Here is a 25,834-nt window from a genome sequence, read left to right on the forward strand (position 1 = left end):
CGCGTCAGAGCACCGAGTGCAGGGCCTCGGCCAGCTCGTCGACCCGGTCGTGTTCCGCGAGCAGCGCCGTGGCGTACGCGAGGCAGTAGCCGCGCACCGGGTCGGCCCAGGCGCTGCTGCCACCGAGCCCGCCCATGCCCCAGCTGCCGTCCGGCTCCCACTGCATACCCAGCGTCCACCGGGCCCGGCGGTCCAGCACCAGGTCCGGCCCGTCGTACTGGACCCGGGTGGCCTCGTCGACGAGGCCGGGGCTGAAGAGCCGTACACCGTCCAGGACGCCACCGGCCAGCAGGCCGGCGTAGAGCCGGCCCAGGCCGGCGGCGGTGGCGTGCAGGTTGACCGCCGGCATCTCGGCGCCCCGCCACAGCGGGCTGTTCAGCACGGCGAGGTCCAGCCCGCCGGCCGGGTTGCCCATCGCCCGCGCCCGCAGTGATTCCGGCTCGCCCACCTTCCGGACCGGCCACTGCGGGTCGCCGTAGCGCAGGTCCGCGCACCTTCGCTGGTCCGCCTCGGCCAGCCCGAAGCCGAGGTCGAGCTGCCACGGGCCGGCGATCTCGTCGGCCAGGAAGCGGCCCACGCCGCGGCCGTCGACCCGGCGGACCAGCTCGCCCACCAGGTGGCCGTACGTCCAGGCGTGCTCTCCGGCCAGCGACCCGGGCGGCCACTCGGGGTCGGCGGCGGCCAGGTCGCCCGCGAGCAGCGCCCAGTCGGTGATGGCGGCCGCCGGCCGGGGCACCGGAAAGGCCGGCAGCCCGGCGGTGTGTGACAACACCTGCCGCACCGTGGCCGGGGTGCGGAACTCCGGCCAGTACCTCTCGACTGGCGAGTCGAGGTCGACCCGTCCCCGGTCGACGAGCAGCAGCAGGCAGAGCGCGGCCACGGGCTTGCCGACCGAGTAGACGTTGACCAGCGTGTCCGGCCGCCACGGTTGGCCGGTCGACCCGTCGGCGGTCCGGGAGCCGCCGACCAGGTCGAGCACCGGCTGGCCGTCGTACCAGACGGTCAGGCTGGCGCCGGACTCCCGGCTGGAGGCGAGCAGGTCGCGGAAGCAGTCCCGGACGGGGTCGAAGCGTGCAGGCATCGGATCACCGTAGGCGGTCCGACGGCGTTACCGTGCCGACTTTTTCCCGACCCCGGTGGTCGGGGAGAGACCGCTGGGGGATGCTGTCTCGATGGCGGAGCCGGAGCTGGTGGATGTGATCGTGGTGGGGCTCGGGGTCGGCGGCGAGGAGGTGGCCGGGCGGCTCGCTGAGGCCGGCCTCAGCGTGGTCGGCGTCGAACGGGACCTCGTCGGCGGCGAATGTCCGTACTGGGGCTGCATCCCGAGCAAGATGATGATCAGGGCCGCCAACGCGCTGGCCGAGGCGCGTCGGGTCGACGGGCTCGCGGGCACGGCGCAGGTCCGGCCGGACTGGGCGCCGGTGGCGAAGCGGATCCGCGAGGAGGCCACCGACAGCTGGGACGACACGGTCGCGGTCGAGCGGTTCACCGGCAAGGGCGGCCGGTTCGTCCGGGGCAGTGGTCGGCTCGACGGCCCGGGTCGGGTCCGGGTCGGTGACCAGGTGTTCCAGGCCCGGCACGGCGTCGTCCTGGGCACCGGCACCCGGCCCTCGGTGCCGCCGATCGACGGCCTGGCCGACACGCCGTACTGGACCAACCACCAGGCGATCGAGGTCGAGCAGCTGCCCGAGTCGCTGCTGGTGCTCGGCGGGGGCGCGATCGGGCTGGAGCTGGCCCAGGTCTTCGCGCGCTTCGGCGTCCGCGTCACGGTGGTGGAGGCGCTGGACCGGGTGCTGGCCGTCGAGGAGCCCGAGGCGTCCGAGGTGGCCGCCGCCGCGCTGCGCGCCGACGGCGTCGAGATCCACACCGGCGTACGGGCCGAACGGGTCGAGCACGATGGCGACCGGTTCACGCTGCACGGCGGCGGTGGGGCGGAGTTCACCGCCGAGCGACTGCTCGTGGTGACCGGCCGCCGGGCGCACCTGGAGGAGGTGGGGCTGGACAGCGTCGGTGTGGACGCCACCCAGCGTTACCTGCCGGTGGACGACCGGCTGCACGTCACCGACCGCATCTGGGCGGTGGGCGACCTGACCGGCGAGGGGGCGTTCACCCACATCGCCATGTACCAGGCGGGGATCGTCGTGGCCGATCTGCTGGCCCACGCCCGGGAGGCGACGGCGGGGGCCGACGCCAGCGGGACCGCCAGCGTCGTCGGCGGTGCAATGGGCGCTTCCAGTTCGGTGGCCGCCAGCGGGTCGAGTGGGTCGGCCGGCACCGTGCCGCGCGCCGACTACCGCGCGCTGCCCCGGGTGACCTTCACCGATCCCGAGGTCGGGGCGGTGGGGCTGACCGAGCAGCAGGCCCGCGAGCGTGGCATCAACGTGCAGGTCGGGTTCACCAAGCTGGGCAGCTCGACCCGTGGCTGGATCCACCAGGTCGGTGACGAGGGCTTCATCAAGCTCGTCGCGGACGCCGACCAGGGCGTGCTGATCGGCGCGACGTCGGTCGGTCCGGCCGGTGGTGAGGTGCTGTCCGCGCTGGTGGTGGCGGTGCACGCGGCCGTGCCGTTGAGTCAGCTGCGGCACATGATCTACGCGTACCCGACCTTCCACCGCGCCATCGAGGACGCGCTGCGCGACCTGTCCTGACGGTGGCGTGCCGCTCTGTGTGCTGCCGAGCGTTGGGGCTGACCGCTCGACTCGGTCAGCCCGGGGTGTCGTCCTCCGTTGGGCGAGGCTGGCGGTACTTCTTGATCCAAGCCTCGACATCCTCGGCCAACCAGACCTTCGTCCCTCGTAGCTCCTGGTACGGCTTCGGGAAGGTGGGATACCGGGCAAGCTGCTGGAATCGCTGGCGCGAGACGCCCAGGCGTTCGGCGATCTCGTACGGCCCCATGAGCTGACCCGGCCCTCGGTCCATGGCCCGAACGTAAGACGACCTAGCCTTTCCTTTTGGCTATTGCCAGTTGACTAATTCGTCCGGGGTGGCGACTGTAGGCGTATGACCCGACGTGTTTCTTACGCCGAGTACCTGACGGCGGTCGCGCTGACGCTGGCTCGCCGGCACAAGCCGGTGTGGTCGTGGGTCAGGTGGCGGAACGTCTGCCGGTGTGGGAACGAGTTGCCGTGCCGAGTCAGGCATCGCGTCCCGATCAATCGCGGGCACTGGCCTGGCGAGGAGCGGTGACGACGTCGGCACCTCGTCCGGGAGATGTCATGCTGATCGGGGCCGCCTGTTCGGTGCAGTTCACGGGTGAGCGGGCCCTCCTGCTGCGGCTGGTGTCACTGGGCGAGGTCGACCCGTACACCGGCTGGCTCTGGATCACGGGTTATGCGCTCGACGCGCAGGGGTTGGCGAGGGCCAAGCGCGAGCTGTTTGTCCGAAGAGCCGGGCTGCGCGTCCAGCGCCGGGTCGAACCGGCGGTCGGGCGTTCACGACGATCCAGTCCGCGCCTGACGACGTGACTCAGAATCTGACTGTCGACTGGCGAGCGCGGTGCGACAGCCGGACCGCAAACTTTGCCTCAATTGCCGTTCATTTCTTTCATTCTGGTGACGTACGATTGCGCCCGTGACTAAGCGGTTGACTGAAGTTGCCAAGAAGGCGGGCGTCAGCGAGGCCACCGTCAGCCGGGTGCTCAACGGTCGGGACGGCGTCTCCGAGACGACCCGCACGGCCGTGCTGACCGCGCTGGACGTGCTCGGCTACGAGCGACCGACCAAGCTGCGCGGCGAGCGTGCCCGGCTGGTCGGGCTGGTGCTGCCCGAGCTGCAGAACCCCATCTTCCCGGCGCTCGCCGAGGTCGTCACCGGCTCCCTCGCACAGCGCGGCTACACCCCGGCGCTCTGCGCCCGCACAATCGGCGGCGTGTCCGAGATGGACTACGTGGAGATGCTCCTCGACCACCAGGTCTCTGGGGTGATCTTCGCCGGTGGTTCGTACGCGCTCGCCGACGCCCGGCACGACCACTATCGGAGGCTCACCGATCGGGGCCTTCCGGTGGTGCTGGTCAACGCCGGTGTGGACGAGTTGGGCTTTCCGCGCGTCTCCACCGACGACGCGGTGGCGGTGGAGCAGGCGTACGGGCATCTGCGTTCGCTCGGCCACGAGCGGATCGGGATGGTGCTCGGCCCGGAGGGGCACGTGCCGTCCCGCCGCAAGCTGGACGCGATGGTCCAGGTTGCGGGCTGGGGCGAGGGCGACGCTGAGTGCGTCCAGCGCTCCAGCTTCTCCATGGAGGGGGCGCGGGTCGCCGCGACGAAGCTCGTCGAGCGTGGCGTCACGGGCATCATCTGCGCCAGCGACGTGCTGGCCCTGGGCACCATTCGAGCCGCACGGCGGCTGGGTCGTGCGGTGCCGACGGACATCTCGGTGGTGGGCTACGACGACTCGGCGTTCATGACCTGCACCGACCCGCCGCTGACCACGGTGCGGCAGCCGATCGAGACGATGGGTCAGGCCGCCGTGGATCTGCTGGTCACCCAGATCGAGGGCGCCGGCGTCCTCCAGGACGAGCTGCTGTTCGAACCGGAGCTGGTGGTTCGCGGTTCCACCGCGCCCGCCCCCGGCCGCTGACGATGCCCCTGCCGTACTGACCGCCAGCCCCGTCCGGCCGTCGACCGCTCATCGCGGTCGGCGGCTTTTTTTTGCGTCCATAAGCGATCAAATCCGGCGTAAAACAAGCGACTGTCGGTCTCTGTCGTCAAGAAGTCGTGTCCTTTCAACACACGGTCGACACCTTGCTGAAATGAGTCGGCCTCGTTACAGTGACTCCACTCACACCTGGCTCCGGCGCAGCTACAGGGCGTCAGGTCGCATCACCGCAGATCAGCGCACCTCATGGAGACACCCGTTCCCGAAGGGATGGACAGATGTCCGTACCGCAATACCGAAGGGCTGCGGCGCTGGCGCTCGTGGCCGGCCTGGGGTTCAGCCTCACGGCATGCTCCACGAAGAGCGACGACAAGGGCACGACCGCCGGCGGCAAGGTCACCATCACGGTCGACTGCCAGCCGGTCGGCGCACAGAAAGAGTTGTTGAAGAACTGGAACGACGATGTCGTCGAGTTCCAGAAGCAGAACCCGGACATCGTCGTCAAGAGCGTGAGCGTCGGCGAGCAGTGCAACAACCCGCCGGACTTCACCGCCCGCCTCGCCGGCGGCACCGTGACCGACGTGTTCTACGGGTACATGACCGATCTCCAGCAGGTGCTCGACTCCGGTCAGGCGATGGACATCAGTGGGGTCGTCAACAAGGACACGATCCCCACCTGGGACAGCGTCGACCCGGCGCTCAAGGAGGCCTTCACCGACGGCGGCAAGCTGTACGCCGTCCCGGTGAAGAACTACTCGATGGGCCTGGTCTACAACAAGGTCCTGTTCCAGAAGGCCGGGCTCGACGTCAACAACCCGCCCAAGACCTGGGCCGACGTCCGGGCCGCCGCCAAGAAGATCTCCGCCCTCGGCAACGGCATCGCCGGCTACTCCGAGTACAGCGCCGGCAACACCGGCGGCTGGCACTTCACCTCGCTGCTCTACTCGCAGGGTGGCCAGGTGCTGTCCGCGGACGGCAAGAAGGCCGACTTCAACAACGCGATGGGCAAGCAGGTCCTGCAGAACATCAAGGACATGCGGTACGGCGACAACAGCATGGGCTCCCGCCAGCTGCTCCAGTGGGGTGACCTGCTGACCAACGCCGGCGCGGGCAAGGTCGGCATGTTCATCGGCGCCCCGGACGCCACCCAGGCGATCGTCAGCCAGTTCCAGGGCAAGTTCCAGGACTGGGCGATGGCCCCGCTGCCCGGCCAGGACGGTCCGGCGAAGGGCACGCTCGGCGGCGGCGAGGGCTACTTCTTCAAGAAGGACCTCTCTCCCGAGCAGGTCAAGGCCGGTCTGAAGTGGATCGCTTACCAGAAGCTCACGCCGGGCAAGGGCCAGTTCGACTACGTCCGGGCCAAGCCGCAGAACTACCCGGTGGGTCTGCCCCAGCCGCTGCTGTTCGCCAACGGCAGCGAGGCGCAGAAGCAGGAACTCGAGCTGCGCAAGGCGAACGCGAACGTCGACACCGCGAACTTCGCCATCTTCGAGGCGACCCCGGTGCCGATCAAGGGTGAGCCGCGCAACGCGCAGGCGATCTACGCGGTCCTCGACGCCGCGATGTCCGGGGTGCTGACGAACCCGAACGCGAACATCGACGCGCTGCTGAAGACGGCCGAAGAGAAGGTCAACCAGCTCCTGGCCGCCGAGAGCTGACCGGCAGGTGTGGGGGTCGGTCCACCGGCCCCCACACCCCGCGCCGCACCGTCCGCGTCACTGACTTCCGCAGGAGTTGCCTTGGCGATCACCGCCGTCCCCCAGGCCCCCAGGAAACCGGGTCGCCCGATGTCGCCGTACGCGACAGGGCCGCAGCGCACGAGCCTCGGCCGCAAGGTACGGGACAACCTCGCCGGGCACGCGTTCCTGATCGGCGCCGTGCTCTGCTTCGTGGTCTTCTCCTGGTACCCGATGATCCGCGGCATCGTCATGAGCTTCCAGCGGACCAGGCGCGGCGAGACGACCTGGGTGGGCTGGGACAACTACTCCCGCCTCATCGCCGACCCCAGCTTCTGGCCCGCCTGGAAGAACACGCTCTACTTCACTGTGCTCGCGCTCGTGCTCGGGTACGCGGTGCCGTTCTTCGTGGCGATCCTGCTCAACGAGTTCCGCCACGCCAAGGGTTACCTGCGGGTCCTGGTCTACCTGCCGGTCATGCTGCCGCCGGCCTCGGCGCTGTTCCTCTTCAAGTTCTACGCGTACGACCCCAGCGAGGCGGGGTTGTTCAACGCGATCCTCACGGCGCTGCACCTGCCCACGTCGCAGTGGATGCAGTCGCCGGCGATGACGATGCCGGCCATGGTGATCGCGTCCACCTGGATGAACATGGGTGGCGCCGTCCTGATCTACCTGGCGTCGTTGCAGAACATTCCCGGTGAGCTGTACGAGGCGGCAGAGCTCGACGGCGCCGGGATCTGGCGGCGGATCCGCCACGTGACGATCCCGCAGACCCGGCTGATCCTCGCGCTCCTGGCGATGCTGCAGATCGTCGCCACGATGCAGCTCTTCATCGAGCCACTGATCCTCGCCAACGGCGCGGGCGCGGAGGATTCCGCGACCTCGGTGGCGTACCTCATCTACCAGCACGGGTTCTTCCAGAACGATCTCAACGGCGCCGCCGCGCTGGGCGTGATCATGCTCGTGGTGCTGGCCGGCTTCTCCGCCGTGTACGTGCGACTGACCGCGAAACAGGACTAGGACGGCGCCCAATGGCACAGGATTCCGGTACCCGGACCCTCATCTCCCACTCCCAGCTGAGCCGGGGGCGCGGCAAGGTCATCTACTGGACGCTGCTCGTGGTCGTCGTGGCGGGCTTCACGCTCGTCTTCCTCGGGCCCCTCTACTGGATGGTCACCGGCGCGCTCAAGTCCGGCCAGGAGATCGCGCAGACCCCGCCGTCGCTGTTCCCGAAGGACCCGCAGCCGCAGAACTACATCGACGCGTGGAACAACCTCGCCCTCGCCAAGCTGCTGTTCAACACCTTTTACTACGCCATAGGGGCGGTGCTGTTCCAACTCGTCTTCGACAGCGCCGCCGCGTACTCCCTGTCGAAGCTCCGGCCGATCTTCGGCAACGCGATCCTCGCCCTGATGCTGGGCACCCTGATGATCCCGGCGATGGTCCTCATCGTTCCGCAGTACGTGACGGTGCTCGACCTGCCGATCCTGCACATCAACCTGCTCGACTCACCGTTCGCGATCTGGCTGCCGATGGTCGCGAACGCGTTCAACATCTTCCTGCTGAAGCGGTTCTTCGACTCGATCCCGGAGGAGCTGATGGCCGCCGCCCTGATGGACGGGGCGACGTCGCTGCGCACGCTCTGGTCGATCATCCTGCCGCTGTCGCGTCCCATCCTCGGCGTCGTCTCGATCTTCGCGGTGACCGCGGTCTGGAAGGACTTCCTCTGGCCGAAACTGGTCATGCCGTCGCCCGAGACCCGGACGGTCAGCGTCGGCATCTACACCTTCGCGGGTGGTACGCCGATGAACGTGGTGATCGCCGCGTCGGTCATCGCCGCCCTCCCGACTGTCATCATCTTCCTGATCTTCCAACGGAACATCATGTCCGGCCTGACCACGGGCGGCATCAAGGGATAGCCCACGACCGCATTCACCCGCGCGGCGAACAACGACCGTTCGTCCCGATACATATCTCCCTCCGGCGAACCCGCCGACGTACTGACGCAGAAAGCAGGTGCTCGTGTCCACAGCTGACAGAAGTCCGTGGTGGCGTGGAGCCGTGATCTACCAGGTGTATCCCCGGAGCTTCGCCGACGGCAACGGCGACGGCATCGGTGACATCGCCGGCATCCGGTCCCGGCTGAACCACCTGTCCGCGCTCGGCGTCGACGCGATCTGGTTCAGCCCCTGGTACCCGTCCCCGATGGCCGACGCCGGGTACGACGTATCCGACTACCGCGACATCGATCCGGTCTTCGGCACGCTCGCCGAGGTGGAGGCGCTGATCGCGGAGGCGCACGACCTCGGCATCCGGACGATCGTCGACGTGGTGCCCAACCACTGCTCCGACGCGCACCCGTGGTTCCAGGCCGCGCTGGCCGGCGGCCCGGGAGCGCCCGAGCGGGACCTGTTCTGGTTCCGTCCCGGTCGTGGCCCGAACGGGGACCAGCGGCCCACCGACTGGATCGGCGAGTTCGGCGGCGAGACCTGGACCCGCACCACCAACCCGGACGGCACGCCCGGCGACTGGTACCTGCACCTGTTCGCCCCCCAGCAGCCCGATTTCAACTGGGACCACCCCCGGGTGCGGGCCGAATTCGAGGACATCCTGCGGTTCTGGTTCGACCGGGGCGTCGACGGCATCCGGATCGACTCCGCCGGTCTGCTGGTGAAGGACGGGACGCTGCCCGAGGTCCGACCGGACCACCAGCACCCGTTCCACGACCTCGACGGCGTGCACGACATCTACCGGGGCTGGCGGCGGGTCGCCGACTCCTACGCCGATCGAGCGCTGATCGGTGAGGTGTGGCTGCCGGACCGGCAGCGGTTCGCCAACTACCTGCGCCCGGACGAGCTGCACGCCGCGTTCAACTTCGACTTCCTCGGCTGCGCCTGGGACGCGTCCGCGCTGCGCGAGAGCATCGACGGCACGCTCAGCGCCCACGCGCCGGTCGGCGCGCCGGCCACCTGGGTGCTCTCCAACCACGACGTGACCCGGCACGTCACCCGCTACGGCCGGGCGGACACCACGTTCAGCTTCGCGGCCAAGCGCGAGGGGATCCCCACCGACCTGGAGCTGGGCACCCGCCGGGCGCGGGCAGCCGCGCTGCTGTCCCTGTCGCTGCCCGGTGCCGCCTACGTCTACCAGGGCGAGGAGCTGGGGCTCTGGGAGGTCGAGGACATCCCGTACGCGCTGCGGCAGGACCCGATGTGGGAACGCTCCGGTCGGATCGACCCCGGTCGCGACGGCTGCCGCGTGCCGCTGCCGTGGGCCGGTGACGAGCCGCCGTTCGGGTTCAGCCCGGACGGGGCGGCGGCGCCCTGGCTGCCCCAGCCGGCCGACTGGAAGGACCGGACGGCGCTGGCGCAGACCGGCGACGCGGCCTCGATGCTGGAGCTGTATCGGGCGGCGATCCACATCCGGCGGGCCGAGGCGGCGCTCGGCGACGGTGAGCTGACGTGGCTGCCCGCCCCGGACGGGATGCTGGCGTTCAGCCGTGGCTGTGGCTTCCGCTGCCTGGTCAACCTCACCGACGCGGCGGTGCCGCTGCCCGCCGACGGGGAGCTGCTGCTGGCCAGTGGCCCCCTCGACGACGGTCTGCTGCCGTCGGACACGGCCGTCTGGCTGCGTACCCCCGAAGCGGTGGACGGACCGCGCGCGGACGCCGCCGCCCTGACCTGATCCGACCGACGTGGTGCCGGCGGTCCCGTCCCGGCCGCCGGCACCACCCACCCACACACCACGACCGAGGAAGGAGGAACGAGGGGGGAGAAACCGCCACGCCGCACCGAAACGGGGGACCTGGCCTGCCTGACGAGAGGGAGAGCACAGCTCATGGCCAACCACACCACCGCCACCCCGCACCACCTCCGACACCCGGCGCGCGTCGGGCTGGCCGCGATCGCCGCCACCCTGCTCGCCGCCACCACGGTGACCGCCCTCGCGGTCACCGGCACCGCCACCCCGGCTTCGGCGGCCGGGTTGTCCCCCTTCGACATCTCGGGCCGTGGCGCGACCGTCCCGTTCATCGAGCAGGAGGCGGAGAAGGCTGCCTCCAACGGCACGAGGATCGGCCCGGACCGGCGCTACGGCACGCTGCCGTCGGAGGCGTCCGGCCGCGAGGCGGTCACCCTCGACTCCGTCGGCGAGTACGTCGAGTTCACGCTCACCGCCCCGGCCAACGCGGTCACCTTCCGGCACAGCCTGCCGGACAGCCCGGCCGGCACCGGCCGGGACGCCGCCCTCGACCTGCGGGCCAACGGCACCCTGCTGAAGTCGGTGCCGGTGACATCGCGGTACGGCTGGTACTACGGCGGCTACCCGTTCAACAACAACCCGGGCGACACGAACCCGCACCACTTCTACGACGAGACCCGGGCGATGTTCGGCACCACCTACCCGGCCGGTACGAAGATCCGGTTGCAGGTCTCCTCGACCGCCCAGTCGCCCTCCTTCACGATCGACCTGGCGGACTTCGAGCTGGTCGCCCCGGCGATCAGCAAGCCCTCCGGTGTGCTCGACGTGGTCACCGACTTCGGCGCCGACCCGAGCGGCGCGACGGACTCGACCGCGAAGTTCCAGGCCGCTGTCGACGCCGGAAAGGCCCAGGGCCGGGCCGTCTGGATCCCGACCGGCACGTTCACCCTCTGGGATCACGTGGTGGTCGATGGGGTGACCCTGCGTGGCGCCGGCCCGTGGTATTCGGTGCTCGGCGGGCGGCACCCCACCGACCGCAAGCGGGCCGCCGGCATCTACGGCAAGTACGTCCCCGGCGGCGGCTACACCGGGGAGATCCGGGCGCACGAGGCCGGCGGACCGAGCCGCAACGTCACCCTGCGGGACTTCGCCATCATCGGCGACATCCGCGAGCGGGTGGACGAGGACCAGGTCAACGCCCTGGGCGGGGCGATGACCAACTCGGTGGTGGACAACCTGTGGCTGGAGAACACCAAGGTCGGGGCGTGGATGGACGGCCCGATGGACAACTTCACCATCCGCAACAGCCGGATCCTGGACCAGACCGCCGACGGGGTGAACTTCCACACCGGCGTCACCAACTCGACGGTGACCAACACGTTCGTCCGCAACACCGGCGACGACGCCCTGGCGATGTGGGCGCAGAGCGTGCCGAACGTCAACAACTCGTTCACGCACAACACCATCGGCGTGACGCTGCTGGCCAACCACCTGGTCAGCTACGGCGGTCGGGACATCACAATCACCGACAACGTGACGGCCGACTCGCTGACCAACGGCGGTGGCATCCACGTCGCCAACCGCTATCCCGGTGTGCAGGGCGACACCGCGGTCCGGGGCACCTGGACGATCGCCCGGAACACGCTGATCCGTAACGGCAACTCGGACTACAACTGGAACTTCGGCGTCGGGGCGATCTGGTTCTCCGCCCTCAACGAGGCGTTCCAGCAGGCCACCATCAACATCACCGACACCGACATCCTGGACAGCTCGTACGCCGCGCTGCACTGGATCGAGGGCCAGACCAGCGGGATCAACCTTAACAACGTACGGATCGACGGCGCCGGCACGTACGCGCTCCAGGTGCAGGCGCCCAGCCAGGTGTCGTTCACCAACGTGCGCGCCACCAACATCGCGCAGAGCAACCCGATGCACAACTGCGTGGGCGGCGGCTTCCAGATCACCCAGGGTTCCGGCAACTCGGGCTGGTACACGTCGACCCCGTACTGCGGCCCGTGGCCGGAGCCGCAGTGGGGTGGCGGCCCCAGCACCCCGCCGACCACCGGCCCCACCACCGCGCCACCCACCACCGCGCCACCCACCACCGCACCGCCGACCACGCCGCCCCCGACCACGCCGCCGCCCACCGGCGGGAACCTGGCGCTGAACCGGTCGACGACCGCGACCAGCACCAACCAGAGCTACACGGCGGGCAACGCCGTGGACGGCAACGCGGCCACCTACTGGGAGAGCGCCAACAACGCCTTCCCGCAGTCGCTGACGGTGGACCTGGGCGCGGCCCGCTCGGTCGACCGGGTGGTGCTCAAGCTGCCCGCCGGCTGGGAGCAGCGCACCGAGACGCTGTCGGTGCTCGGCTCCACCGACGGCTCGTCGTACAGCACCCTGGCGTCGTCCGCCGGTCGGGTCTTCGACCCCGGCACGGGCAACACCGTGTCGATCGGGCTGCCCTCCGGTGACCGCCGCTACATCCGGGTCACCGTCACCGGCAACACGGGCTGGCCGGCCGCCCAGCTCAGCGAGGTCGAGGTGTACGGCGGCACCGCCACCACGCCGCCGCCCACCACCGCAGCACCGACGACGGCCCCACCGACCACCGCCCCGCCGACGACGCCCCCGCCCAGTGGCAACCTCGCGGCCGGACGGTCGATCACCGAAACCAGCCACTCCGACGTGTACGCCGCTCCCAACGCGGTGGACGGCAACGCCAACACCTACTGGGAAAGCGCCAACAACGCCTTCCCGCAGTCGCTGACGGTGGACCTGGGTGCCACCCGTTCGGTGTCCCGGGTCGTGCTGAAGCTGCCGCCGTCGTCGGCGTGGCAGACCCGTACGCAGACGCTGTCGGTGCTCGGCTCCACCACCGGCTCGTCGTTCACCACACTGAAGGCGTCCGCCGGCTACACGTTCAACCCGGCCAGCGGCAACACGGTCACCGTGACCTTCACGGCGACCAGCCAGCGGTACCTGCGGCTGACCGTCACCGGCAACACCGGCTGGCCCGCCGGCCAGCTCAGCGAGTTCGAGGTCTACTCCAGCTAGGCCGACGGCCCCCGCCCGAGCAGGGCGGGGGCCACCGGTCGGGGAGCCCGGCGCAGCGCGGCGCCGGCCCGCCCGCACCCGTCCCGCACCGCACCGTCCCCCACCTGTCGCGGCACGACGGGCGTACCCCTGCACCCGTCACCGGGCAACGCACCCACACCACCCCCGAAAGAGGTGTAGCCACCCATGTCCAGAAACGGCCCCACCCGAGGCACCCCGCGTGCCGGCTCGCCCGGTCCCGTCCCCCGAGCCGACCGAGCCGGCCGACTGCCGGCCGGCCGGCGGCTGTTCGCCGGCGCGCTCGCCGGACTGCTCCTCGCCGCCGTCCCCGCCCTCACCCCGGCGACCGCGGCCCCGGCGGCGAAGCCGGCTCCGGCCCCGGCCGGGTCCGCCCGCGCGGCCCTGCTCGCCGGGCTCTCGGCCAGCATGAGCGCCAGCAGCTACAACCAGAACTACGTCGCGGGCAACGCCAACGACGGCAACGCGTCGACCTACTGGGAGAGCGCCAACAACGCGTTCCCGCAGTGGATCCAGGCCGACCTCGGCGCCACCGTCAACGTGGACCGGGTGGTGCTCAAGCTGCCGCCCTCGTCGGACTGGCAGACCCGCACCCAGACGCTGTCGATCCTCGGCTCCACCAACGGCTCGACCTTCACCACCCTGAAGGCGTCCGGCGGCTACACGTTCGACCCGGGCACCGGCAACACCGCGACCGTCAGCTTCACCGCGGCCAGCACCCGCTACGTACGGGTGCAGGTCACCGGCAACACCGGCTGGCCGGCCGCCCAGTTCTCCGAGGTCGAGGTGTACGGCGCCAGCGGCAGCACCGACACCCAAGCCCCCAGCGCCCCCGGCAACCTGGCCTACACCCAGCCCGCCAGCGGTCAGATCCGGCTCACCTGGTCCGCGTCCACGGACAACGTCGGCGTGACCGGGTACGACGTCTACGCGGGTGGCGCGCTGCGCGGCAGCGTCAGCGGCTCGACGCTGACGTACACCGACAGCCAGCCGGACACCGCCACGGTCTCGTACTACGTGCGGGCCAGGGACGCGGCCGGCAACCAGTCGTCGAACAGCAACACGGTGACCCGCACCGGCACCGGCACCCCTCCCACCGGCACCAACCTGGCGGTCGGCAAGCCGATCACCGCCTCCGGGTACGTGCACACGTTCGTGGCGACCAACGCCAACGACAACAACGTGACCACCTACTGGGAGGGCAACGGCAACCCGAGCACGCTGACCGTGCAGCTCGGCGCGAACGCCAGCCTCAGCCAGGTCGTGCTGAAGCTCAACCCGGACTCCGCCTGGGGTACGCGTACCCAGAACATCACAGTGCTCGGCCGCGACCAGGGCTCGTCGACCTTCACCACCCTGGTCGGCGCGGCGAACTACACCTTCAACCCGGGCAGCGGCAACACGGTGACCATCCCGGTCTCCGGCGCCGCCGCCGACGTACGGCTCTCGATCGCCTCGAACACCGGCGCCCCGGCCGGGCAGGTGGCCGAGTTCCAGGTCATCGGCACCCCCGCGCCGAACCCGGACCTCACCGTGACCGGCATGTCGGTCAGCCCGTCCGCCCCCGTGGAGACCAGCACCATCACGCTTTCGGCCACCGTGCGCAACGCCGGCTCGGCGGCCTCCGGCGCCACCGACGTCAACTTCTACCTGGGCTCCACCCGGGTCGGCACCGCGTCGGTCGGCGGCCTCGCGGCCGGCGCCTCGACCACGGTCAGCGCCAGCATCGGCACCCGCGACGCGGGCAGCTACCCGCTCAGCGCGAAGGTCGACGAGTCCAACACCGTCGTCGAGCAGGACGACACCAACAACAGCTACTCCAACCCGAGCCCGCTGGTGGTGAGCCCGGTCGCCACGAGTGACCTGGTCGCCTCGGCGGTGGCCTGGTCGCCGGGCAACCCGTCGGCCGGCAGCACTGTCACCTTCTCCGTGTCGATCCGCAACGCCGGCAGCGTGGCCTCCGCGTCCGGGTCGCACGGCATCACGCTCACCGTGCTCAACGAATCGGGCACGGTGGTGCGTACCCTCACCGGCTCGTACTCCGGTGTGATCAACGCCGGGGCCACCGTCGGCCCGGTCGACCTGGGCACCTGGACGGCCGCGAACGGCAAGTACACCGTCCGGGTCGTGCTCGCCGCCGACAGCAACGAACTGCCGGTCAAGCAGGGCAACAACACCAGCGACCGTCCGCTCTTCGTCGGGCGCGGCGCCAACATGCCGTACGACATGTACGAGGCCGAGGACGGCGTGGTCGGCGGCGGCGCGGCAGTGGTAGGCCCGAACCGGACCGTCGGCGACGTGGCCGGTGAGGCGTCCGGCCGGCGTGCGGTGACGCTCAACTCGACCGGCAGCTACGTCGAGTTCACCACCCGGGCCAGCACCAACACGCTGGTCACCCGCTTCTCCATCCCCGACGCGTCGGGCGGCGGGGGCATCAACTCCACGCTGAACGTCTACGTCAACGGCACGTTCCACAAGGCCATCGACCTGACGTCCCGCTACGCCTGGCTGTACGGCAACGAGACCAGCCCGGGCAACTCGCCGAGCGCGGGCGGACCGCGGCACATCTACGACGAAGCCAACGTCATGCTCAACTCGACCGTGCCGGCCGGCAGCAAGATCCGCCTCCAGAAGGACGCGGCCAACACCACCACGTACGCGATCGACTTCATCAACACCGAGCAGGTCTCGCCGATCGCGAACCCGGACTCGGCCCGCTACGCGACGCCGGCCGGCTTCACCCACCAGGACGTGCAGAACGCCCTGGACCGGGTGCGGATGGACACCACCGGCAACCTGATCGGGGTGTACCTGCCCGCCGGCAACTACTCCACCTCGTCGAAGTTCCAGGTGTACGGCAAGGCGGTCAAGGTGACCGGCGCCGGGCCCTGGTACACCCGGTTCAACGCCCCCTCCGGCCAGGAGAACACCGACATCGGCTTCCGGGCCGAGAACTCGGCGGCCGGATCGTCGTTCGCGAACTTCGCCTACTTCGGCAACTACACCTCGCGCATCGACGGGCCGGGCAAGGTGTTCGACTTCGCCAACGTGTCGAACATCGTGATCGACAACATCTGGGCCGAGCACCAGGTCTGCCTCTACTGGGGCGCCAACACCGACTACATGACGATCAAGAACTCGCGGATCCGCAACCTGTTCGCCGACGGCATCAACATGACCAACGGCAGCACCAACAACCTGGTCAGCAACAACGACGCCCGGGCCACCGGCGATGACAGCTTCGCGCTGTTCTCGGCGATCGACGCGGGCGGCGCGGACATGCGGGACAACATCTACGAGAACCTGACCTCGACCCTGACCTGGCGGGCCGCCGGTGTGGCCGTCTACGGCGGCTACGGCAACACGTTCCGCAACATCTACATCGCGGACACGCTCGTCTACTCCGGCATCACCATCAGCTCGCTCGACTTCGGCTACCCGATGAACGGCTTCGGCGCGAGCCCGCCGACCCGTTTCGAGAACATCTCGATCGTGCGGGCCGGTGGGCATTTCTGGGGCGCGCAGACCTTCCCGGCGATCTGGGTCTTCTCCGCCTCGAAGGTGTTCCAGGGCATCCGGGTCAGCGACGTGGACATCGTCGATCCGACCTACAGCGGCATCATGTTCCAGACCAACTACGTCGGTGGGCAGCCGCAGTTCCCGGTCACCGACACGGTCTTCACCAACATCTCGATCAGCGGCGCCCGCAAGAGCGGTGACGCCTACGACGCGAAGTCCGGCTTCGGCATCTGGGTCAACGAGATGCCCGAGTCCGGGCAGGGGCCGGCCGTCGGGTCGGTGACCTTCAACAACCTGCGGTTGAGCAACAACGCGGTGGACATCCGCAACACCACCTCGACCTTCACCATCAACCGCAACTGAGTCAGGCCGTACCGGATGCCGCCGGGAGGTTCACCCTCCCGGCGGCATCGCGCCGTGCCGGCCCTCGCCGGCGGCGAACCGGGCCGCCCCGGCCGCCGCGTCGGTGGCCAGCGAATCCATCCCGTACGCCAGCTCGGTCGCCAGCGCCTCCGCCTCGGGCCGTCCGGCGCCGGCCAGCACGGCCGCCCGGTCGTTGCGCAGGCAGGTCTGCGGATGCCGGGCGATCGCCGCGGCCAGCTCCTCGGCCGCCGCCCGCGCCCGGCCCGGCGGCACCACCCGGTTGACCAACCCCATGGTGTACGCCTCGTCGGCGGGCACCGCCCGCCCGGTGAGGATCAGGTCCAGGGCACGGCTCTCACCGATCAGCCGGGGCAGCCGGACCGTCCCGCCGTCGATCAGCGGCACTCCCCAGCGTCGGCAGAACACCCCGAGCGTGGCATCGGACTCGGCGACCCGCAGGTCGCACCAGAGTGCCAGCTCCAGGCCGCCGGCCACCGCGTACCCGGAGATCGCCGCGATCACCGGCTTGCTCAGCGCCATGCGGGTCGGACCCATCGGGCCGTCTCCCTCCGGCTCGACCCGATTGCCGCTGGCCGTGCCGATCGCCTTGAGGTCGGCGCCCGCGCAGAACGTGCCGCCGGCACCCCAGAGCACGGCCACCGCCGCGTCCGGGTCGGCATCGAACGAGCGGAACGCGTCCGCGAGTGCCCGCGCGGTCGGCCCGTCCACCGCGTTGCGGGCCGCCGGGCGGTCCAGGATCACCGTCGTCACCGGCCCGGCGCGCTCCACCCGTACACCCATCGGCCCATGGTGCCTGGCGGAGCGCCGGAGCGCACCCACCGGAGCATCCGCACACGTTGCTACAGGTCCGTCACCGCCGACCGGTTTGCGACGGCGTTCGCCGGGAAGTCGGTCCTCGTGCGAGAGATCCTGACGAAGATCGAGCAGGCGTCCCGGCTGGACCGGGTGGGTGACCGGCTGCAACGGGTGGTGCTGGGCACGCTGCGTCCACGGCGGTTACGCGACCTCCTGCACGGGGTGCCGCTGGGCCATCCCCTGCACCCGGCGATGGTGCAGGTGCCGGTGGGCTCCTGGATCAGCGCGGCGGTGCTGGACCTCATGCCCGGGCAGCGCCGGGCTGCCACCGCGCTGGTCGGGCTGGGCACCGTCAGCGCCGTGCCGGCGGCGATCGCCGGCCTGAACGACTGGGTGGCCCTCGCCCCCGACCAGCGGCGCGTCGGCCTGGTGCACGCCGCCGCGAACGGCATCGGCCTGACCTTCTACGCCGGCTCGCTGGCCGCACGGCTCTCCGGCCGGCACGGTATGGGCCGCGCTCTCGGCTTCCTCGGGCTGTCCGCCGCGAGCCTCGGGGCCTACATCGGCGGGCACCTGGCGTACAAGCAGGGGGCGCAGGTCAACCAGAGCATCTCCGAGCTGCGCCGGATGAGCGACGGTTGGCACTCGCTTGTCGACATGTCGGCCCTGCCGCAGCGCACGCTGGTGACCCGCGAGGTGGACGACGTCTCGGTGATCCTCTACCGCCACGGCGACGAGGTCACCGTCATGCTGGAGCGCTGCCCCCACCAGAGCGGGCCGCTCGGCGAGGGCGAGGTCCAGGAGATCGACGGCCACGCGTGCGTGGTCTGCCCGTGGCACGGCAGCGCGTTCCGGCTCAACGGCGGCGAGGTCGTACTGGGGCCCTCCGGCAACGACCAGCAGATCCTGCCCACGCGGATCCGCGACGGCGTGCTCCAGACCCGCGTCCCCTGACCGACCGCACCCCCGCGCGCCTGCCGGTGCCGGGCCCGGGGTTTGCCGGCTCAGCCGCGCCGATGCCGACCGCCCTGGGGTCCGTCGTCGTCCCACCCTGCCGCACCGGTAGCTCCGGCACTGTCGCTCCCGGCTCCCGATGCGCCGACGGACGCCGTACCGTCGCTGGACCAGTCGGGTGCTGTGCCAGCGATTGGTGCGGACGGCTCGATGGCCGCCGCCGCGCGGCTGGCGGCCCAGGCGGCGCCGCTGCCGCTCGGGCCCAGGCTGCTCCCGCTCGGGCCCAGGCTGCTCCCGTTCGAGCTGCCGCGGCGGCCGCTCGCCCCGCGCCGGGGTGCGCGGCTGGGTGCGGCCAGCCGGGGAGCCGCGCCGGCGGTGGCCGGGCGGCGGCGCAGGCCGAGCACCGCGCCGATCTGGGCGCCCACGATGCTCGCGACGGCCAGCACGGCGGAGACCGCCAACGGTCGGTTCACCCGGTCGGTGGTTCCGGCCCGCGCCGCGCCGACGGTCATCGGGGGTACCTGACCTGTCGACTCCGTACCGCCGGGGGGCGCCTGCTCCGCCCGCTCCGGCGCGGTCCGCTCGGGTGCCGGTCGCGGGGCCGGCGGCCTGGGCGCGGCGGGCCGGCCGACGAGTTTTCCGGTGGCGTGCGGGCGGGCGCCCTGGTCGGCGGCCTCCGCTGGCAGCCGGAGCAGTTGGCCGGGGCGAATCCGATCCGGGTCGTCCAGCCGGTTCAGCTTGGCGAGCTGTCGGTAGTCGCCGAACTCGTCGAGGTACCGCTCGGCCACCTCGCCGAGGTAGTCGCCCCGCGCCACGCGATACACCGGGGCCGCCTGGTCACCGGCGCTCGGCCCGTCAGGCGCGACCAGCCCGAGCGGCCCGCTCCCGGCCATGCCGAGCGGCCCGCTCCCGGTCATCCCGAGCGGCCCACCTTCGGGCAGTCGGGCGGCTCCGGTCGAAGCGCTCGACTGGGCGTACGCCGGAGCGGTGTAGACCGCCGCGGCGCTGGCGGCGGCCGGGCTGGCCGCGAGGATCAGCGCGACCGAACCGACCAGCGCGGCGGCGGCCTTCTGCTGGCGGCTCATCCCCGGCAACTTCGGCGCCGGCCGGCGCAGGGTCTGCGCGCCCAATTCGACGATGACGGAGAAGGCGAACGTGGCCCAGCCGAACCAGCCGGCCAGCGCCAGGGCCCGCAGGAAGAGCTGCCCGTCGTCGCGGCTGGTCAGGGCGGTGCCCACCTCGGCGAGGGTGGGCAGATGGTCGGGCAGGGGATTGCCCGCGAAGGCGAGCAGCGCGACCGGCGCGCCCGCAACCAGCGCGCAGAGCACGACGAGCGCGCCGACGCCGGTGAGGACGCGTCCGGTCCGCCGTACGACGGACCGACCCGATGCGGACATGGCGGCCTTCCTTCCTACGGTCCTGCGGTGATGGCCCGCGCGGTCGCCTCGCCGGTGACGGTGACCCGGTCGGCGAAGCCGAACAGCCCGAGCATCGAGCGGCGGTAGGTGATCGTGACGCGTACCCGGACGACGGTCTCCCCGGCGATCTGCGGGAAGCTCACGGTGTGGCCGGTGGTGCCGGCGGCGGAGAGATAGTTGGCGACCGCGACGCGGGCCTGCGGCTGGTCGATCCGCGTCGGCCCACCCTCGATCGCGGTGGCCCGGTCGATGGCCTGCCCGCCCGCGCGGGCCGCCTCCGCGGCGAGGTTGTCCGCGCGTTGCAGCGTGCGCAGCTGACCGGCGCCGTCGAACGAGAGACCCACGATGGCCAGTACGCCGATCATCGCCACCGCCAGGAAGATGCTCACGCGGCCGTGGTCGCCGGAGAGCGGACGGACGGTCATCGCCGGCTCCGGTAGCGGTCAAGTGGTGAGGTGAAGCTCGCCTCGACGCGGTTTTCGCTGGGCATGCCGGGCACTGCCGAGAGGCGCAGATCCCGGAAGGACACCCGGCAGGCGACCGTGACGGTGACTGTCGCATCCTGGCCGAGCGCGCTGCGGTAGGCCCTGTCGAAGCTGGTGGTGGCGCCTCCGACCGAGCCGCTGAACGTCACGGTCGGAGTGCCGCTGCAATTCAGCCCTCGCCAGTCCAGCTGCTGCTGAGCCGCCTCGCGGGCTTCCCTGCGGGCGTCGGCCGCACTGCGGGAGATCGAGGCGGCGCGGGCCGCGTCGTGGGCGGCGGCGTCGATGGCCTCCGCCGCCACCGCGCTGCGTCCGGCCACGCCGGCCAGCACCATCAGCGCGATGAACGCGGGTGCGAGCACCGCCACCTCGATGGAGACCGAGCCCCGCTCGGCGGGCCGGTTCACGGCGGGGTCACCCGCTCCACCGTCCCGTGCGCGGTCTGCTCTACCGCGAAGTCCACACCGGGCACCACCGACAGGGATCGGCCGGTCACCGTGCAGGTCACCTCGACCGCGGTGGTCACGCAGGTCGGGCCGGTCCTGTCCCAGCCCAGCAACCAGCCGCCGGTGGCGGACAGGAACCGGGTGGCGCTGGCCTTCCCGGCGCTGTCGGACGCGTTGTAGAGCCGCTGGGCGTTGACCCCGCTCTGGGCGGCGTTCAACGCCGTGGAGCGGGCCAGGAAGACCGCCGAGACCTGGAGCGAGGCGAACAGGAGCACCAGGATCAGCGGCATCACCACGGCCAGCTCCACCGGGTTGGCACCCCGCTCCCGGTCGCCGGCCACGAGGCGACACCGGGCGGCGAGAACCGCCCGGCGCCACCTTCCGAACGCGGCTCGGCGCATGCCGGCTACTTCGGGTTCGTGTGGTTCGGGATGGCCTTCATCCAGTCGTTGGCCTTGCCGAGGGCCAGGCCGGTGACGATGGTCGCCACGAAGACCAGACCGAAGATGATCACGGCGGTCGGTACCGGGCTGTCGCCGCGCTCGCCGTCCCGCCGCAGCTCGGCGAAGCGCGTCGTCACCACGACGTGCAGGTAGGTGAGGATGGACATGGCGTACTCCTTCTCGGGGGTCGGATCAGACACGGGCGATGAACGGATAGACGACGAAGCCGAGCAGCACGAAGACGAGAAGTGCGCCCGGGATGTCGAGTCGGCTGGTCACGCCCTCGGCGCGGGCCAGGTTGTCGGTGCGGATCTGGTCGCGCAGCGAGTCGGCCCGGCTGCGCAGGGTCTCGTGCACCTGCGCGCCCTCGCTGCCGGAGGAGCGCATGATCGCGCCGACGTCGCCCAGCTCCGGGATGCCGATCTTGTCGGCGAGGTCACGCAGCTCGTCCCAGGGCGCGTGCATCTGCATCTGGGCGATCCGCAGCGACTCCTGAAGCCGGTCGAACACCCAGCCGTCACAGACCGCGGCGGCCCGCTCCAGCGACTGCACCGGCCCGTGCGCGGCGGAGAGCTGCAGAGCCACCAGATCCAGGTACGTGCAGACGGCCTGGCGGAACTCGTCGCGGGCGGCGTCCGCCTTTGCCAGCACCGAGCGGTGCGCCAGCAGGCCGGCGATCAGCGCCATGCCGAGGCCACCCAGCACCGGTACGACAAGCGGCAGCGAGACACCGAGCACGAACAGCGCCACCCCGAGCAGGGTCGGCGTGGCCAGTCCGATGAGCGCGGACAGCAGCACCGACAGCGCGTACTGCTCGGGGGTCTGACCGATCAGGGCGAGCTGCCGGTGCGGTGGTCGCAACCAGCGGGACAGCCCGGTCAGCCAGTCCAGCCGGCGGGAGGCGGGAGCGGCCACCCGCCCGGTGCCCGGCGGCTGGTGCAGGCGGCGCAGCGCCGGCCCGAGCGCGGGGGTCGCCGGAACCAGCTCCCGGATCACCAGGAACAAGCCCAACCCGATCGTCGCCCCGCCACAGACCGCGACGGCCAGGTGCCAGTTGAGGATCACCGCGACCGCCTTCCGGGGCTGCGCCGCGCTTCGCCGCTCGCGCTCACGCGATCACCTCCTGCGGGTCGGGGGCCGGCAGGAACCGGGCCGGCCGCTGCGGCTGGCTCATCGACCGCACCCAGGCCAGCAGGCCGATGAATGCGGCACCGAGAGCGGCCATCACCACCTGACCCGTCGGTGTGCCGTACGGCTTGATGTATTCGGTGTTGACCAGCCCGTACGCCAGCGTCGCCAGCGTCATCCCGGTCAGGAAGCGGACCGCGAACCGGGGCTGGGTGCGCTTGGCCTCGATCTCCCGGCGGGTCGCCACCTCCGCGGCCGCCGCGCCGGCGATCGAGCCCAGCACGTCGCCCAGCCGCTCACCCCGGTCGGTGAGGTGCAGGATCAGCGCCGCCACGACCTGGTCGCAGACCGGATCGCCGATCTCGTCGGCGAACGCCAGCAGCGCGGAACGGGCCAGCCAGCCGGCCTGCAACCGGGCGGCGAGCAGCCGTACCTCGTCCTCGATGCCGGGTGGCACGCTGCCGATCGTGCTGATGATCGCCTGTTGGAGGCCCTGCCCCGTACCGGAGACGTCCTTGAGCCGGCGGGTCCACTCGCCGACGGCCTCGATCCGGGCGATCGCCCGCTGCTCGGCCTTGCCGACGGCGAACAGCCAAGGCGTGCCGGGCACCGCCACCGCCACCAGCAGGCCCACCACCGGCAGCCCGGTCAGCAGGAACGCCAACGCCCCGGCGACCACCGCGGTGAGCAGCAGCGCCTGGTAGGCCCGCCGCTCGGCCGGAGTGGCGCCGGAGCCGCGCCAGAGGCGGCTCAGGCCAGGGCCAGCTCCCGGGCCGGGCCCGGCGGGCCGGCGGCTGCCCACCAGGGCGACGACCGCCAGCAGCAGCCCGGCCACACAGGCGGCCCCGGAGACCACAGCGATCAACTCCAGGCTGTTCCCCATCAGGTCACCGCCGGGCCAGTCGGGTCTGTCGGGGACGCCGCCAGGCACCCGTACCGGCCTCGATCCAGCGGGTCAGCAGCCGGGCGTCGTACCCCACCCGCAGCAACTGGTCGCGAACCCGTTCCGGGAGGTGCCGGGGGACGGCGCGGCCGTCCGGACCGGGACCGAAGACGGTGGTGGTGGTGATCCGTCCGGCCTCACCGGCCCCGATCACCTCCTCCACGTGCGAGACGAACCGGTGCTTACGGCCGCCGATCGCGCTCTCGTCCTCGACGGTGACGTAGACGATCAGATCGAGGGCGTTGCCGGCCATCCGGCGGGCCTGGTCGACGGTCATCTCCCGGCCGTGCGCCAGCGCCAGCTCGACGATCCGTTCACCCACCCCGGCAGCCGTACGGGCGTGAATGGTGCACATCGAGCCCCGGCTGGTGGTCATCGCCTGGAGCATCGGCACGATCTCCCGGGACCGGACCTCGCCCACGATGATCCGCAGCACGCCCATCCGCAGCGACAGCGGGATCAGGTCGGCGATCGTCACCTCACCCGCCGGCCGGCCGTCGAAGCCGCGCTCGCCGTGCCCCTCCCGCGCCTCGAAGCTCATCACCGCCCGGTGCCGCTCCCGGCGACGGGCCGGCAACAACTCCCGACTCTCCTCCAGCAGCACGTACGGCTCGTCGGGTGGGATCTCGTTCATGAGCGCCCGGATGATCGTGGTCTTCCCGGCGCCGGCCAGCCCGGCGACCATGATGTTCAACCCGGCGCGCATCGCCGCACGCAGGAAGTCGCGCAGCAGCGGGTCGATCATCTCGTCCAGGTCACCCCGGGCGCCGGCCACGTCGTCGAGGCTCACGTCCAGGGTGTTGTGCTTGCGGATCACCGCGTACGGCCGGTGGCTGACCAGGAACACCGCGGCCAGTCGGCTGCCGTCGGGCAGTTGCAGGTCCAGGGTGGGCTTCACGGTGGACAGTGACCGTTCGGTCGCGCCGGCCCGCCGCGCCGCCGCCTGGAGGATCTCCACCAGCTCGGCGTCGCTGTCGGCGATCGGCTCGGCCCAGTCCACCCCACCGCCGTGCCGGGTGATGCGCACCACGTCGCAGCCGAGGATGTGCACCTCCTCGATGGTGTCGTCGACCAGCAGGGTCTGTAGCCGGCCCAGCCCGACCAGCTCGGCGGTCACCTGGTCGAGCAGCAGGCGTTCCTCGCCGGCGGCCATCGGTGTGCCGGCGCGACGGACCGCGTCCGCGTACTCGGCGACCACCGTGACGGCCAGCCGGGCCCGCTCGGTGTCCTCCTCGTCGACGGTGAACTCCCGGCCGCGCTGCCACAGGGTGAGCCGTTCGGTGAGTTCCCGGCGCAGCTCCCGGACCACCTGGAAGTCCATCCGGGGTCGGGGTGCCACCTCCGGCGGCGGCGTGGCCGTGGGCATCGGCTGCGGTATCGCCGCCGACTGGTGGTGCCGGCCGTTCGGCGGGGCCAGCGGCGGCGCGGTGGACGTCGCGGCCGGCGGCTGCTGACGTGGGTCGGTGGAGACGGGCTCAAACCGCATCCGGCACCCCCTGCTGCACCGGCCAGGCCAGCCGTGCCCGCCTGCGTTCCAGCAGCGCCCCGACCGGCACCTCCAGCGCGGCGGCCGCGCGCAGCAGCGGCCGTCCGGACCGTACGGTCCCACCGAGGGCGAGCACCCCTGCGGTACGCGGGTCGTGCGGCAGCCGGGCGATCACCGGCAGTTTCAGTCCACGACTGATCTCCGCGCGCCCGTGCCCGTCGCCGACCAGCAGTAGCCGCAGGGTGCCCGGCGGCACCCGGTGTTCGGCGAAGTCCCGCTCGATCGCGGTGACCACCGCCCGGGTGCCGGACAGGTCGGGCAGGTGGGCCCGGGTCACCAGCAGCACCACCGAGGCGGCCCGCAGCAGTGGCCACGGTGGGCCGGTGACGTGCAGCCGGCCGCAGTCGACGAGCACGTCGTAGCCGGGAGTGCCCCGGTCCAGGGCGTTGAAGTAGTCGGCGAAGCGCTGCCAGAGCGGGGTGACGCTGCCGGCCTGCGCCGGGTCGACCAACCCGGGCAGCAGCAGCCGTTCCCGGCGCGGCGCGTCCAGGTCGACCAGCTGCGACCAGAACCCGGTCTCCAGGTTGCCGTCGCGCAGCTCCCCGACGGCCAGCTCGCCGATGCCGCGCGGCCCGTCCAGCTGACCACCGAGGTAGCCGGCGAGGATCGACCCGCCGGCCGGGTCGCACTCGGCCAGGACCAGCCGGCGGTGCCAGGTCAGGGCACAGGCCAACGCCGAGGTGGTCACGCCGGGCGAACCCTTCGCGGACACCAACGCGATGATCGCCAT

The 25,834-nt window shown here is 71.3% G+C and carries 21 protein-coding genes and 1 pseudogene; 10 read left to right on the plus strand and 12 right to left on the minus strand.

What is annotated here, in order from left to right; all coding sequences use genetic code 11:
* Positions 1–4: 4 nt before the first annotated feature.
* On the minus strand, positions 5–1,081 hold the full coding sequence (locus ABZU46_RS00285) for a serine hydrolase domain-containing protein (RefSeq protein ID WP_354853539.1): 1,077 nt from the start codon (positions 1,079–1,081) through the stop codon (positions 5–7).
* Positions 1,082–1,172: 91 nt separating this feature from the next.
* Between ABZU46_RS00285 and ABZU46_RS00290 the strand changes: the two genes are divergently transcribed.
* The gene (locus ABZU46_RS00290; protein ID WP_354853541.1) at positions 1,173–2,648 is read left to right on the plus strand and encodes an FAD-dependent oxidoreductase; all 1,476 of its coding nucleotides are present in this window, start codon (positions 1,173–1,175) and stop codon (positions 2,646–2,648) included.
* A gap of 55 nt (positions 2,649–2,703) precedes the next feature.
* Here ABZU46_RS00290 and ABZU46_RS00295 read toward each other — a convergent pair whose 3' ends face one another.
* Complete coding sequence (locus ABZU46_RS00295) at positions 2,704–2,919, minus strand: hypothetical protein (protein ID WP_354853544.1); 216 nt, start codon at positions 2,917–2,919, stop codon at positions 2,704–2,706.
* A gap of 296 nt (positions 2,920–3,215) precedes the next feature.
* Here ABZU46_RS00295 and ABZU46_RS00300 point away from each other — a divergent pair, with 296 nt between their 5' ends.
* From ABZU46_RS00300 to ABZU46_RS00335, 8 genes are all read left to right on the plus strand, one after another.
* A complete protein-coding gene (locus tag ABZU46_RS00300) occupies positions 3,216–3,464 on the plus strand; it encodes a hypothetical protein (RefSeq protein WP_354853547.1) in 249 nt (82 codons plus the stop codon).
* A 106-nt stretch (positions 3,465–3,570) separates the two neighbouring features.
* Entirely contained in the window at positions 3,571–4,575 is a 1,005-nt protein-coding gene (locus ABZU46_RS00305; protein WP_354853550.1) for a LacI family DNA-binding transcriptional regulator, read from the plus strand.
* A gap of 296 nt (positions 4,576–4,871) precedes the next feature.
* Positions 4,872–6,251, plus strand: coding sequence for an extracellular solute-binding protein (locus ABZU46_RS00310; RefSeq protein ID WP_354853553.1), 1,380 nt, complete (start codon positions 4,872–4,874; stop codon positions 6,249–6,251).
* Between the two features lie 129 nt (positions 6,252–6,380).
* Positions 6,381–7,289 carry a sugar ABC transporter permease gene (locus ABZU46_RS00315; protein ID WP_354853555.1) on the plus strand — a complete coding sequence of 303 codons (909 nt, stop codon included), beginning with the start codon at positions 6,381–6,383 and terminating at the stop codon, positions 7,287–7,289.
* A gap of 11 nt (positions 7,290–7,300) precedes the next feature.
* Entirely contained in the window at positions 7,301–8,188 is an 888-nt protein-coding gene (locus tag ABZU46_RS00320) for a carbohydrate ABC transporter permease (RefSeq protein WP_354853558.1), read from the plus strand.
* Positions 8,189–8,330: 142 nt separating this feature from the next.
* Positions 8,331–9,953: a glycoside hydrolase family 13 protein gene (locus ABZU46_RS00325; RefSeq protein ID WP_354853561.1), complete on the plus strand. Its 1,623-nt coding sequence runs from the start codon at positions 8,331–8,333 to the stop codon at positions 9,951–9,953.
* 153 nt (positions 9,954–10,106) lie between these two features.
* Positions 10,107–13,028 carry a discoidin domain-containing protein gene (locus ABZU46_RS00330; RefSeq protein ID WP_354853563.1) on the plus strand — a complete coding sequence of 974 codons (2,922 nt, stop codon included), beginning with the start codon at positions 10,107–10,109 and terminating at the stop codon, positions 13,026–13,028.
* A 186-nt stretch (positions 13,029–13,214) separates the two neighbouring features.
* Positions 13,215–16,928 carry a discoidin domain-containing protein gene (locus ABZU46_RS00335; protein WP_354853565.1) on the plus strand — a complete coding sequence of 1,238 codons (3,714 nt, stop codon included), beginning with the start codon at positions 13,215–13,217 and terminating at the stop codon, positions 16,926–16,928.
* A gap of 30 nt (positions 16,929–16,958) precedes the next feature.
* Here the strand turns inward: ABZU46_RS00335 and ABZU46_RS00340 are convergent, their stop codons facing one another.
* Positions 16,959–17,729, minus strand: coding sequence for a crotonase/enoyl-CoA hydratase family protein (locus tag ABZU46_RS00340; RefSeq protein WP_354853568.1), 771 nt, complete (start codon positions 17,727–17,729; stop codon positions 16,959–16,961).
* Positions 17,730–17,846: 117 nt separating this feature from the next.
* Here ABZU46_RS00340 and ABZU46_RS00345 point away from each other — a divergent pair, with 117 nt between their 5' ends.
* Positions 17,847–18,698, plus strand: a complete 852-nt coding sequence (locus tag ABZU46_RS00345; RefSeq protein ID WP_354853571.1) for a Rieske 2Fe-2S domain-containing protein — start codon at positions 17,847–17,849, stop codon at positions 18,696–18,698.
* Between the two features lie 371 nt (positions 18,699–19,069).
* Here ABZU46_RS00345 and ABZU46_RS00350 read toward each other — a convergent pair.
* The 9 genes and pseudogenes from ABZU46_RS00350 to ABZU46_RS00390 form a co-directional block, all read right to left on the minus strand.
* Positions 19,070–20,095, minus strand: a pseudogene (locus ABZU46_RS00350) (LysM domain-containing protein); the annotation flags it as partial.
* Between the two features lie 14 nt (positions 20,096–20,109).
* Positions 20,110–20,541 (minus strand): pilus assembly protein TadG-related protein, encoded by a 432-nt coding sequence (locus ABZU46_RS00355; RefSeq protein ID WP_354853574.1) that lies wholly within the window; start codon positions 20,539–20,541, stop codon positions 20,110–20,112.
* Positions 20,538–21,005: a TadE/TadG family type IV pilus assembly protein gene (locus ABZU46_RS00360; RefSeq protein ID WP_354853577.1), complete on the minus strand. Its 468-nt coding sequence runs from the start codon at positions 21,003–21,005 to the stop codon at positions 20,538–20,540. Before ABZU46_RS00360 ends, ABZU46_RS00355 begins: the two co-directional genes overlap by 4 nt.
* Entirely contained in the window at positions 21,002–21,445 is a 444-nt protein-coding gene (locus ABZU46_RS00365) for a TadE/TadG family type IV pilus assembly protein (protein WP_354853580.1), read from the minus strand. Before ABZU46_RS00365 ends, ABZU46_RS00360 begins: the two co-directional genes overlap by 4 nt.
* A 5-nt stretch (positions 21,446–21,450) precedes the next feature.
* A complete protein-coding gene (locus tag ABZU46_RS00370; protein WP_354853908.1) occupies positions 21,451–21,654 on the minus strand; it encodes a hypothetical protein in 204 nt (67 codons plus the stop codon).
* Between the two features lie 25 nt (positions 21,655–21,679).
* Positions 21,680–22,549, minus strand: coding sequence for a type II secretion system F family protein (locus tag ABZU46_RS00375; RefSeq protein WP_354853911.1), 870 nt, complete (start codon positions 22,547–22,549; stop codon positions 21,680–21,682).
* Between the two features lie 46 nt (positions 22,550–22,595).
* On the minus strand, positions 22,596–23,498 hold the full coding sequence (locus ABZU46_RS00380; protein ID WP_354853583.1) for a type II secretion system F family protein: 903 nt from the start codon (positions 23,496–23,498) through the stop codon (positions 22,596–22,598).
* Between the two features lie 4 nt (positions 23,499–23,502).
* Positions 23,503–25,044, minus strand: coding sequence for a CpaF/VirB11 family protein (locus tag ABZU46_RS00385; protein ID WP_354853586.1), 1,542 nt, complete (start codon positions 25,042–25,044; stop codon positions 23,503–23,505).
* Positions 25,034–25,834 (minus strand): ParA family protein, encoded by an 801-nt coding sequence (locus tag ABZU46_RS00390; RefSeq protein ID WP_354853589.1) that lies wholly within the window; start codon positions 25,832–25,834, stop codon positions 25,034–25,036. Before ABZU46_RS00390 ends, ABZU46_RS00385 begins: the two co-directional genes overlap by 11 nt.

This window comes from Micromonospora sp. NPDC005197 (assembly GCF_040608295.1).
In the GTDB taxonomy this organism is placed as follows: Bacteria; Actinomycetota; Actinomycetes; order Mycobacteriales; family Micromonosporaceae; genus Micromonospora.